Genomic DNA, 11,412 nt, shown 5'->3' with positions numbered 1-11,412 from the left:
CCTGATACCGACCGGCGCTGGATGCGGGTGGCGACGATGAGAAAGAGCCCGGCGAGCGTGGCAGGGCCAATCCTACATTGCCAGCCCGCGCGCTACCGCGCCTCCAGCACCGCGCGCATCCGGCCGAGATAGCGCGCCAGCACGTCGATCTCGATATTGACCGCCTGCCCGACCGCCAGCGTGCCGAGCGTCGTCACCGCCTGGGTGTGCGGGATCAGGTTGATCGTGAAGCGCATCCCGTCCGCGCCGTCGGCGACCGTGTTGACCGTCAGCGACACGCCGTCGACCGTCACCGATCCCTTGGCCGCGACGAACGGCGCGAGGTCGCGGGCAAGGCGGAAGGTGATCGTGCGCGAGTCGCCGACCGTAGCGACATCGACCACCTCGGCGATGCCGTCGACATGGCCGGTCACGATATGCCCGCCGAGCTCGTCGCCCAGCTTCATCGCGCGTTCCAGGTTGAGGCGGCGGCCCTGGTTCCACTGCCCCTGCGCGGTGCGCGCGACGCTTTCGCCCGACACGTCGACCGCGAACCAGCCCGGCCCGGTGTCGATCACCGTCAGGCACACCCCCGAACAGGCGATCGACGCGCCCAGGTCGATCGTCGCGGTGTCGTAGCCGGTGGCGATGCGGATGCGCAGGTCGCCGCGCTGCTCGATTGCCTCGATCGTGCCGATGTCGGTGATGATCCCGGTGAACATCGCGTGCTAGTTCCTGACCCGCTCGTATTCCTCGACGCTGTCGATGCCCAACATCCGCCGGTCGCGCAACCGCCAGCGCCCGTGCGCCTCGCCCAGCGCGCCGAGCCCGATATCGCCGATCGCCGGCCGCCCGCCCCCGATCACGATCGGCGCGCGGTAGAGGAGCAGGCGATCGACCAGGTCGGCGGCGAGGAAGGCGGCGGCGGTCTGTGCGCCGCCTTCGACGAGGAGGTGATCGACGCGATCGAGGGCGGCAATGGCGTGGGGGGAGGGGATCGTTTCCCAACTTTCGTCATCCCCGCGAAAGCGGGGACCCATCGCCTCACCGTGCCGCGAACTGGACGGGGCGGGAGATGGGCCCCCGCTTTCGCGGGGGTGACGGCTAAAATCGTGCGCGGGACGCGTGGAAAGAACCAGCCGCCGCGGGCTGCGATCCGCCAGCCCGGCGATCCGCACGTCGAGCGTCGGCGCGTCCGCCTCGACCGTCCCGCGCCCGACCAGGATCGCCTCGTGCCGTGCGCGCTCGATATGGGCATGCGCGCGTGCGGCCACGCCGGTGATCCACTTCGACTCGCCGTCCGCCCTGGCGATACAGCCGTCGAGCGAGGTCGCGAGCTTCAGCGTGACGAACGGCCGCCCTGCCGCGCGCCGGGTCAGGAACCCGGCCATCGATCGCTGGGCCGCATCCGCGCCGACCCCGATCTCCACCGCGATCCCGGCGTCGCGCAGCCGCTGATGCCCGCGCCCGTCGGTGCGCGGATCGGGATCGGCGATCGCCGCGACCACCCGCGCGACGCCGGCGGCGACCAGCAGGTCGCTGCACGCCGGCCCGCGCTCGCTGGCATGCGCGCAGGGTTCGAGCGTGGTGTAGACGGTGGCGCCGCGCGCCGCGTCGCCGGCCTGGGCCAGCGCCATCGCCTCGGCATGCGGGCGCCCGCCCGGCTGGGTCCAGCCGCGCCCGACGACGCAACCCCCCGCCTTCGCGGGGGCAGGCTGCACGATCACGCAGCCGACAGTGGGGTTGGGCGCCGTCCGCCCGCGACCGCGCTCGGCCAGCGCCAGCGCGGCGCCCATCCAGCGCGCGTCGTCGCCCGGAACCGCCGCGCCGCTCAGAGCCAAGGCGACAATTTGTCTTTCAGCTTCTTGTACCCGGCGCGCTTCTCGGCCGCGAACCTGGCCTGTTCGGCGTCGTCCTTCTGCTTCTGCGCCAGGTCGATCTTCTGCTGCGCCAGGATCTCGGCCTCGCTGCGGTCGGCGCGCCACGACTGGACGTAGATGATGTCGGGGCGCACCCACGGCTTCTCGACCGTCGTGCCCCAGACGAACGTCGCCAGCAGCGCGTAGCAGATCGCGAACGACGCGAAGAGGAAGATGATCTCGTGTTTGCCGCGCTGCGCGAGGAAGCGTCGCAGATCGCCGAGCGCGCGCAACGGGTTGAGGCGGCGAAGATAATCCATGGTCGCCTCAAGATAGGCGCGGGGCCGGGGGAGTGCCAGTGGCTTTGGTCGAAGGGCGCCCGTTACGACAAACAGGCCGTCACCCCGGCCTCGTGCCGGGGTGACGAATGGAAAGGGGAGCGGCCCCTACTCATCCTGAAGTTCGAACCGCAGGCTCATCGTCTTCCATTGCTCGATCGCGACGCCGTCGCGAGTCGCGGGCCTGAACCGCCACTTGGCCAGTGCTTGGCGCTGGGCGGCGGCGAAGAAGGCGTCGGTGGTCGCCGACACGCGCTCGACCTGGTGGACGCGGCCGTCGGTACCGATCAGCACGCGCAGCGTGACTCGCCCGCTCCGGCCCGCGCGCTGCTCCTCGCTCGGATAGGGCGGCTGGAGCAGCCCGGCATAGCGCGGGTCGACCTCCGCGCCGACCAGGACGGGGGCGAGCTTGACCGGCTCGACCGCTGGCGCCGAACCGGTGCCGACGACGGGCGGATTCTCGGTCGGCGGCAATTTGGGTGGGTCGAGCGTCGTGGCTGTCTTGTTGTCGCTCGGAAGCTGAATCGGCGTCGGCACGAAGACCTTCTCGGTCGGCGGCTGCTGGGTGCGGGGCTGCGGCTTGGGTTGAATGGGATCCGGCGGCGGGGGCGGCGGCTGGCGCACGTCGATGGTCGTGACGGGCTTGTCGATCCGGATGCCCTGTTTGATCTGCAACCCGACGACCATCGCGACCAGCGGCAGCGCGGTGGCGGCGAGCGCCAGGGCCATGCTGCCGGGCTTGATCGTCGGACCGGTGGCGTAGCGATCTGCGTACATCGGCCATCTCCTAGATTGCGGCTGTCTCGCCGCTTCGGAGATGATACAACGTTACATAATGATGTACAAGCGCTAAGCGGTCAGTTCACCGCTAGGCGCGCCAGCGTGCGCTCGCGGCCGATCAGCGGGAGGAGGGCGGCCATGTCGGGGCCGTGGTCGCGCCCGGTCAGCGCGCGGCGCAACGGCAGGAACAGCGGCTTGCCCTTGCGCCCCGTCTCCGCCTTCAAAGCGGCGGTCAGCGCGTGCCAGGGATCGTCCGCCCATTCGATCGTGCCGGCCAGGCGATGCGCGGCGGTCAGGAAGTCGCGATCCTCGGGGTCGGGCGTCGCCTCGATCGGTCCTTCGACCACGTGCCACCAGTCGGCGGCATCGGCGACCGTCGCGAGGTTGGGCCGGATCGCGTCCCATGCCGCGCGGTCCATGCCGGCCGGCAAGCGCGCCGCGACCACGTCATGGTCGAGTTGGTGCACGATCCGCGCGTTGAGCTGGGCGAGCTCCGCTTCGTCGAACCGCGCCGGCGCGCGACCGAACGCGGCGAAGTCGAACGCGGCGATCAGGGGGGCGGGGTCGGCGAACGGCTCGACCGGCTGCGACGTGCCGATCCGCGCAAGCAGGGCGGCGATCGCCGGCGGCTCGATGCCTGCCTCGCGGAAATGATCGACGCCGAGCGAGCCGAGCCGCTTCGACAATTTCCCCTCGCTGCCGGTGAGCAAGGCGGCGTGCGCGAAGCGCGGCGGCGTCGCGCCCAGCGCGTCGAACATCTGCATCTGCACGGCGGTGTTCGAGACGTGGTCCTCGCCGCGCACGACATGGCTGATGCCGAGGTCGATATCGTCGATGACCGAGGGCAGCATGTAGAGCCACGACCCGTCGGCGCGGCGGATCACCGGATCGCTCATCGTCGCCGCGTCGAAATGCTGGGGGCCGCGAATCAGGTCGTCCCATGCGATCGCGCCCGGATCGAGCTTGAAGCGCCAGTGCGGCTGCACGCCGTCCGCCGCCAGCGTCGCGCGATCGGCCTCGCTGAGCGCCAGCGCGGCACGGTCGTAGATCGGGGGCAGGCCGCGCCCGAGCTGGATCTTGCGCTTGAGGTCGAGCTCCTGCGCGGTCTCGTACGCCGGATAGACCCGGCCCGCCGCGCGCAATTCGGCGAACCGCGCCTCGTACAGCGCGAACCGCTCCGACTGGCGCACTTCGGCATCGGGGGTCAGGCCGAGCCAGGCGAGGTCGGCGCGGATCGCGTCCACATATCGTTCCTCGCTGCGCTCGCGGTCGGTATCGTCGATCCGCAGCACGAAGCGCCCGCCGGCGCCGCGCGCGAACAGCCAGTTGAGCAGGGCGGTGCGGATATTGCCCACATGGAGCGTGCCGGTCGGGCTGGGCGCGAAACGCGTGACGGTCATGCCCCGCCCTTACGCGAGGCCGGGTGGCTGCGCCAAGCGGTGTGGGTCGGACCCCCGAAACGATCCTGACCAGCATCAGTCACAAGCCGCTTGACGCCGGCCCCGCAGGCCCCGATTTCGGATCGCGATGGAACACCTTTCCCTGTCCGAGTCCGAGTGGCGCAAGCGCCTGACCCCCGAGCAATATCACGTTCTGCGCGAGGCCGGCACCGAACGCGCCTTTTCGGGGCTGTACACCGACAACAAGGCGGACGGCATCTATGCCTGCGCGGCGTGCGACCTCGATCTGTTCGACAGCGCGGACAAATATGATTCGGGGTCGGGCTGGCCCAGCTTCACCCAGCCGATCGCCGAGGATCACGTCACCAACCATACCGACACCAGCCACGGCATGACTCGCACCGAAACGCGGTGCGCGCGCTGCGACAGCCATCTCGGCCACGTCTTCCCCGACGGCCCGCCGCCGACCGGGTTGCGCTATTGCATGAACTCGGTCAGCCTGGACTTCCGCGCGCGCTGATTTGATCGCGGCAATTCGGAGGCGGGTCGTTTGCTTCTTCCGTGTTCCTGCGAAAGCAGGAACCCAGGGTAACGAAGCGCCGCGTTCGCGGCTCTGGGCTCCTGCTTCCGCAGGAGCACGTGTCGGGGGCTGGAACGACCCGCTCCCATTCATCCGCGCTTCAGCCATGGTCGCTCAGTGACGCCGCTCCGGCCAACCGCCGCTTGTCGACACTCCCCTAACCCGGTATTCCCCCGCCCCACGAATGGCCACCGCGTCGCCCAAGATCGTCCCGAAGTGGCGCCGCTGGCTCGTCCTGAGCCTGAAGATCACCGGCGTCGCCGCGGTGCTCGGGCTGCTCGCCTTCGTCATCGCGATCTACGTCACGCGCTCGCAATTGCCGAGCTTCGACGAGCTCAAGTCGTCGCCCAACGGCCAGATGATCCGCGTGCTGGCGGCGGACGGCACGCCGATCGTCAATCTCGGGCCGAGCTATGGCGAATGGCTGCCGATCGACCGCATCCCGCAAGTGATGAAGGACGCGATGGTCGCCGCCGAGGACCGGCGCTTCTACAGCCACCCCGGCGTCGATCCGATCGGCGTGGTGCGCGGCGTCACCTCCAGCCTGTCGGGCCATGGCCGCGTCCGCGCGGTGTCGACGATCACGCAGCAGCTCGCGCGCAACGTCTTCCTGACGCTCAACCGCTCGTACGGCCGTAAATTCCGTGAGGGCATCATCGCGCTCGCGCTCGAACGCAAGTTCAGCAAGGACCAGATCCTCGAACTGTACCTCAACAAGGTCTATTTCGGCGGCGGCGCCTACGGCATCGACGCGGCGGCGCGCAAATTCTTCGGCCACGGCGCCGATCACCTGACCTTGTCGGAGGCGGCGATCATCGCCGGCCTGGTCAAGGCGCCGTCGCATTATTCGCCGACCGCCGATGCCGAGGCCGCGGTCAGCCGCGCCGGCGTCGTGATCGGCCTGATGAAGGAGACCGGCAAGATCAGCGCGGCTGAAGCGGCGAGCGCCGACCCCCACGCGGTCAAGCTGGCGCCGGAGCCGACCCAGAACAGCGTGCGCTATTTCACCGACTGGGCGCTGCCACAGCTCGAGACATTGATCGACGAGCCGACCCGCCCGCTGGAGGTGTGGACGACGATCGACATCCGCATGCAGAAGGCGGCCGACGCGGCTATCGCCGCCAATGCGCCGAACGGGGCGCAGGGCGCGCTGCTAAGCCTTGATCGTGACGGCGCCGTTCGCGCGATGGTCGGCGGCAAGGATTACGTGACCTCGAACTACAACCGCGCGGTGACGGCGCTGCGCCAGCCGGGTTCGGCGTTCAAGCTGTTCGTGTACCTCGCCGCGCTGGAGGCCGGGCACAAGCCCGACGACCAGGTCGTCGACGAGCCGATCACGATCGACGGGTGGAGCCCGCGCAACGATTCGCGGCACAATTCGGGCGCGATGCAGCTGCGCACCGCCTTCGCCTATTCGATCAACACGGTGGCGGCAAAGCTGGGGCAGGAGGTAGGCTTCTCGACCATCGCCGACATGGCGCGGCGGTTCGGCATCACGACCCCGATCCAGGTGGTGCCGTCGATGGTGCTGGGCACCAACGACGTCCGCCTGATCGACATGACCCGCGCCTTCGCCAGCGTGTACAACAAGGGCGTGGCGGTGACGCCGTACGGCATCACCAAGGTCACCTCGATGGGCGAGACGATCTACCAGCACCAGGTCGACACCAGCCACGTGCTCGTCGCGCCCTATGTCGCGCAGGAGATGACCGACCTGTTGCAGACCGCGGTCAACACCGGCACCGGCCGCGCGGCGCAGATCGGTCGCCCGGTCGCGGGCAAGACCGGCACGACCACGTCGAACAAGGACGGCTGGTTCCTCGGTTTCTCGTCGGGGATCACCACCGGCGTGTGGATGGGCCGCGACGATGCGAAGGCGATCCCCGGGCTGCACGGCGGCACCGCGCCGGCGCGCGCCTTCGCCGCGTATATGAGCGTCGCGGTGCAGGGCCGCCCGGTCGAGCAGTTCGACACCGCGGTGACGCTGCCCGACCTGCAACTCGACAACGAGCAGGGCTTCGGCGAGCCCGACAACGGGACGATGATGGTCGATCCCGACGGCAACCCGATTCCGCCCGACCAGATCGCGCCCGACGACGGCCGCATGGGCAGCAGCGACGTGGGCCGTCCGCCGGCGAGCGAGGACGAGCAGCCGCAGACCGCGCCCGACGACACCGCAACGCCGCCGCGCGACCAGCGGCTCGACCGGCGCTGGCTCGACCGCGTGACCGGGAATGACGGACGCGCGCCGTCGCGCACCCCGTCCGACCGCGCGACCCCCGCCGACCGCCCCCGCGACGTCCAGGAGCGGCGGCCATCCGGGCCGTAGGATCGCCGGCTGGGCGTTCGTGGGCGGACTGGCTGCCCGAGTCGAAGGCGAACGGCCCAGCCGAGCCAAGCCGTGCTCTCGCCTGCGCGGGAGCGCGAGTTAGGTTGCAGGGAGCAGGCTAGACAACGTCCTCGCTCGAATTCCCTGCCGCCCCGATCCAATGCAACTCCGCCCCGTGGCGCTTGAGCCACGCCCGCGCCGGGGCGGGATCGGCGCCGTAGAGCCGGCGGAGGTGGGCGTAGAAGGCTGGCGAGTGGTTCATCTCCAGCCGGTGCGCGACTTCGTGCGCGACGGTCGCGCGGCGGACATCAGGCGGGGCGCAGATCAGCCGCCAATTGTAGCGGATCGCGCCCGACGATGCGCAACTGCCCCAGCGCGCCTTCGCATCGGCGACCGACACGCGCGCGATCGTGACTCCGGCCTTCGCGGCGTACTCGGCGGTTTCCTGCGTCAGGACCGCGAGCGCGTGGCGCTTGAGCCAGGTTTCGATGCGGCGGGCGAGCCCTTCGAGCGGGCCACCGCAGAGGAGTCGTGCCTCTTCTTCATCCCACCCCGGCGAAGGCCGGGGCCCAGTTGCGGGCGGCTCGATGCTGGACCCCGGCCTTCGCCGGGGTGGGGCGAAAGTAATAGTTCGAGGTCGCCCCGCCTCCCAGTCGATCACCACCTCCTCGCCCGCGATCGGGATCGTCGCGCCGGGCACGAACGGTCGCGCCCGTGGCAATCGTTCGCATTGCGCCGCGATCCAGTCGCGATGTTCCTCCGCCCAGGCCATCGCGCGTTTGAGCGAGGCGCGCGGCGGCAGGGTCAGGCGGACCCGCCCGCTCGCCGGATCGACCGACAGCCGCATCCGCCGCGCCTGCGCATGGCGGACGATCTCGATCTCCCCCGGCGCGCCGGTCACAGCGTGCGGTCGACCATGTGGAATTCCAGGTCGCCGGCATCGTCCTCGCTGACCGTCCAGCCGCGCGTCGACTCCCCCGCGCGGTGCACCGCCTCGCGGTCGCCGCACACCAGATAATGCCAGTCGGGCAGCGGCTCGCCGTTCGCGCGCAGCCGGTATGCGCAGGTCGAGGGCAGCCACTCGGTCGTGAACACGTTGCCGATGTCGAGCCGCACGCAATCGGGCACGTAGCTGCGCCGGTTCTTATAGTCGCGGCACTGTGCCGACCGGCGATCGAGCAATTTGCACGCGACGTTGGTCGGGTACAGTTCGCCGGTCTCGTCATCCTCCAGCTTGTGCAGGCAGCATTTGCCGCAGCCGTCGCACAACGCCTCCCACTGGCCGCGATCGAGTTCGGCCAGCGTCTTCGTTTCCCAGAACCTATTCGTCACTTGACCCAGCGTTTGATCTCGTCCGCGGTCGCCTCCGCGCCCTGGTCGGTGGGCAACAGGGCGATCGGCTTGTTGTCGGGATCCATCAGATAGGCGGCGTTGGTGTGCTGTACCAGATAGCCGCCGCCCGGCGTCGTCTCACCCTTCGACCAATAGACGCCATACGCCTTGGCGGCGGCGGCAACCGCCTTGGGCGATCCGCTCAGCCCGACGAAGCGCGGGTAGAAGGTCTGCGCGAACTTCTGCGCGACGGCCGGCGTGTCGCGCTGCGGGTCGACCGTCACGAACACCGGCACGACCTTCGCCGCCACCGCCGCGTCCTCCGTGTCGAGCCGGCGCATGGCCGCGCCGATCACCTGCGCGGTGGTCGGACAGACGTCGGGGCACGACGTGTAGCCGAAATACATGATGCGCCAGCGCGGCCCCAGGCTCTTGTCGGTGACGGTGCGTCCGGCACCGTCGGTCAGCGCGAACGACCCGCCGATCGTGCTGCCGGCGAGCGGCGGCGGCGTCTCCGGCGTCGGCACGCAGGCGGCGGGGAGCAGCAGCAAAAGCGACAGGAGACGCGGGTTCATCGTGGCGCCAGCCTTGATCTTTTAGGTGGCACTTCGCAAGGTCGCGCCATCGCACCGCACAATCACGGGTCCGTCGTCATGCCGCTATCGTTCCGTCCCGCCGCCCTCGCGCTGACATTGCTCGCGGCCTCGCCCGCCGCGGCGCAGATCACCGGCTCGCCGAGCTACCAGTTCCTCCAGGCGGTGCGCGACGACAAGCCCGACGAGGTCGAGAAGATCCTGGCCAAGCCCGGCTCGCGGATCATCGACACGCAGGATCCGACCACCGGCGAAAGCGCGCTGCACATCGTCGTCAAGAACGACGACGATCGCGCGCTGCGCTACCTGCGCTACCTGCTGGCGCGGCAGGCCGATCCCAATCTCAAGGATCGCAACGGCGACACCCCGCTGCTGGTCGCGGTCAATCACGGCTATACCGATCTGGTCGACGTGCTGGTGAAGGAAAGCGGGTCGACCGGCGGCGCGAAGGTCAACGTCAATGTCGCCGGCGACGGCGGCCAGACGCCGCTCATCAAGGCGGTGCTGCTCCACAACGAGGACATGGTGCGCACCCTGCTCGACGCCGGTGCCGATCCGGACCGGCGCGATTATGCGCTGGGCAAGTCGGCGCGCACCTATGCCGAGCAGGACACCCGGCATCCGGGGCTCGCCAAGCTGTTCGCCGCCCTGCCGAAGAAGCCGCAGCGCGGAGTGTCGGGACCGACGCTGCGGTAGCGCGAGCCGTCCGTCGTCGTCAGCGCGAGCGTCGCGAAGCGATCCATGGCAGCACACGCGTCATCGTGGATCGCCGCGTCGCGTCGTTCCTCGCAACGACGGACTCACTTACCCATCAGGCCGCCGCTGCTTGTGCGCCGGGGAGCTTCTCGAACAGCGCGCGGTCCTCGGGCTTGAACGCCCAGCGCCACACCACGAACAGGAACGCGCCGACCAGCGCCGGCTCGCCGAACACCAGTTCGACCCACTCGAACTGGTGCGGGGGCAGGGTGAAGATCGTCCCCACCGCCGCCCCGGCGCCGACCGCGGCGAAGAACGATCCGCGCCACGCCAGCACCGGCGCCTTGAGCAACCGCCGCAACACCCCCGCCTTGATGAGCGAGGTCGCGGTCAGCGACAGCAGCAGCGCCACCGCCGGCCCCGCCGCCTGCCATGTCGCCGGCCAGCCGAGCCGCGCCATCACCGCGATCAGCACGAAGCTCAATGCGATCTGCACCAGCAGCATCACGAACGAGATCACGAGGTTCAGGTGCCGCGCCATGTAGACCAAAGCCGCCTCGCTCACCGCGCCCTGCGTCGCCATCACCTCGCCCCATAGCAGGAAGGCGAGCGCGGCGGTGCCCGCGACGAACTGCGGCCCGAGCAGCCCCATCACCGCCTCGCCCGGGATCGACCCCATCAGCGCGACGATCGCCTGGGCAGACATGATCCAGAACCCGACCTGGCGGACCTGCTGCGCGATCGCAGCGCGGTCGTCGCGCGCCAGGCTGTGGGTGATGACCGGGCCCAGGATCGGGTCGAAGCTCGACTTCAGCTTCTGCGGCACCGACGAGATCTGCTGCGCCATGTAATAGATGCCGACGATCCGCGGTTCGAACAGATAGGCGAGGATGAAGCGGTCGACGTTGCGCGTGCCCCATTCGATCGTCTCCGCTCCCGCCAGCGGCGCGTTGCGGCGGGCAAGCGTCGCGACTCGGCCCGGATGCGGGCGCCAGCCCCGCGGCGCGCCGTAGCTGCGGATCAGCGGGATCAGCGAGGCGATCAAGGCCGCACCGATCGCGGTGGTGTAGGCGAGCGTCAGCCCGTCGTCGCGCGCGACGAAATAATAAAGCAGGACGGCGGCGGAGATCGTCCACGGCTCGACGATCGCGCGCGCGGTCACCGATGCCTTGACGTTTAGCCGATATGCCAGCGCCGCCAGCGCCACGTCGGACAGTGCGATCGGCAGCACGACCCACGCGAACCAGCGGTCGAACCCGTCGACCACCCCGTCGGGATACATGATCCGCGGCATCGCGCACAGGAACCCGGCGACGATCGCGCCGATGATCGTCGTCAGCAACAGCGCGTCCCACGTCGTCCGCGTCTCGTCGTCGCTTTCCGCCAGCGCCAGCGCGAGGCCGCGCTTGAGCCCCAGCGTCGCGACCAGCGCCGCCGCCTCCACCACCACCACCGCGATCGCGTAGCGCCCGACCGCGTCGGGACCGTACAGCCGCGCTGCGATGAACAGGAACGGCATCCGCGCG

Annotated in this window: 12 protein-coding genes; 3 read left to right on the top strand and 9 right to left on the bottom strand. The window is 69.8% G+C overall.

The annotated features are described in order from the left end of the window. Nucleotides 1-92: 92 nt before the first annotated feature. The 5 genes from J0I47_RS11365 to gltX form a co-directional block, all read right to left on the bottom strand. The gene (locus J0I47_RS11365) at nucleotides 93-701 is read right to left on the bottom strand and encodes a riboflavin synthase (protein WP_294047106.1); all 609 of its coding nucleotides are present in this window, start codon (nucleotides 699-701) and stop codon (nucleotides 93-95) included. A gap of 6 nt (nucleotides 702-707) precedes the next feature. Beyond that, a complete protein-coding gene (gene ribD, locus J0I47_RS11360; RefSeq protein ID WP_294047198.1) occupies nucleotides 708-1,775 on the bottom strand; it encodes a bifunctional diaminohydroxyphosphoribosylaminopyrimidine deaminase/5-amino-6-(5-phosphoribosylamino)uracil reductase RibD in 1,068 nt (355 codons plus the stop codon). Nucleotides 1,776-1,810: 35 nt separating this feature from the next. Beyond that, entirely contained in the window at nucleotides 1,811-2,158 is a 348-nt protein-coding gene (locus J0I47_RS11355; RefSeq protein WP_294047105.1) for a hypothetical protein, read from the bottom strand. Between the two features lie 126 nt (nucleotides 2,159-2,284). Further along, nucleotides 2,285-2,953 (bottom strand): energy transducer TonB, encoded by a 669-nt coding sequence (locus J0I47_RS11350; protein WP_294047104.1) that lies wholly within the window; start codon nucleotides 2,951-2,953, stop codon nucleotides 2,285-2,287. 80 nt (nucleotides 2,954-3,033) lie between these two features. Beyond that, nucleotides 3,034-4,356 (bottom strand): glutamate--tRNA ligase, encoded by a 1,323-nt coding sequence (gene gltX / locus J0I47_RS11345; RefSeq protein WP_294047103.1) that lies wholly within the window; start codon nucleotides 4,354-4,356, stop codon nucleotides 3,034-3,036. Between the two features lie 127 nt (nucleotides 4,357-4,483). Here gltX and msrB point away from each other — a divergent pair, with 127 nt between their 5' ends. Beyond that, nucleotides 4,484-4,876: a peptide-methionine (R)-S-oxide reductase MsrB gene (gene msrB / locus J0I47_RS11340; RefSeq protein ID WP_294047102.1), complete on the top strand. Its 393-nt coding sequence runs from the start codon at nucleotides 4,484-4,486 to the stop codon at nucleotides 4,874-4,876. Nucleotides 4,877-5,120: 244 nt separating this feature from the next. Continuing rightward, the gene (locus J0I47_RS11335) at nucleotides 5,121-7,265 is read left to right on the top strand and encodes a transglycosylase domain-containing protein (protein WP_294047101.1); all 2,145 of its coding nucleotides are present in this window, start codon (nucleotides 5,121-5,123) and stop codon (nucleotides 7,263-7,265) included. 118 nt (nucleotides 7,266-7,383) lie between these two features. On the opposite strand, the gene J0I47_RS11330 is transcribed toward J0I47_RS11335, so the two are convergent. The 3 genes from J0I47_RS11330 to J0I47_RS11320 are packed head-to-tail and all read right to left on the bottom strand — an operon-like array spanning nucleotide 7,384 to nucleotide 9,172. Beyond that, a complete protein-coding gene (locus J0I47_RS11330) occupies nucleotides 7,384-8,112 on the bottom strand; it encodes a SprT family zinc-dependent metalloprotease (protein ID WP_294047197.1) in 729 nt (242 codons plus the stop codon). Between the two features lie 50 nt (nucleotides 8,113-8,162). Then, nucleotides 8,163-8,606, bottom strand: a complete 444-nt coding sequence (locus J0I47_RS11325; protein ID WP_294047196.1) for a YcgN family cysteine cluster protein — start codon at nucleotides 8,604-8,606, stop codon at nucleotides 8,163-8,165. Then, complete coding sequence (locus J0I47_RS11320) at nucleotides 8,594-9,172, bottom strand: SCO family protein (RefSeq protein ID WP_294047100.1); 579 nt, start codon at nucleotides 9,170-9,172, stop codon at nucleotides 8,594-8,596. Before J0I47_RS11320 ends, J0I47_RS11325 begins: the two co-directional genes overlap by 13 nt. Nucleotides 9,173-9,250: 78 nt before the next feature. Between J0I47_RS11320 and J0I47_RS11315 the strand changes: the two genes are divergently transcribed. After that, nucleotides 9,251-9,886, top strand: a complete 636-nt coding sequence (locus J0I47_RS11315) for an ankyrin repeat domain-containing protein (protein WP_294047099.1) — start codon at nucleotides 9,251-9,253, stop codon at nucleotides 9,884-9,886. Nucleotides 9,887-10,001: 115 nt separating this feature from the next. Here the strand turns inward: J0I47_RS11315 and J0I47_RS11310 are convergent, their stop codons facing one another. Then, nucleotides 10,002-11,405 carry an oligosaccharide flippase family protein gene (locus J0I47_RS11310; RefSeq protein WP_294047195.1) on the bottom strand — a complete coding sequence of 468 codons (1,404 nt, stop codon included), beginning with the start codon at nucleotides 11,403-11,405 and terminating at the stop codon, nucleotides 10,002-10,004. Between the last annotated feature and the right edge of the window lie 7 nt (nucleotides 11,406-11,412).

Source organism: Sphingomonas sp. (genome assembly GCF_017304635.1).
GTDB lineage: Bacteria > Pseudomonadota > Alphaproteobacteria > Sphingomonadales > Sphingomonadaceae > Sphingomonas.
The sequence above is the reverse complement of the archived record's forward strand: the minus strand, read 5'-3'. Positions and strand labels throughout refer to the sequence as shown.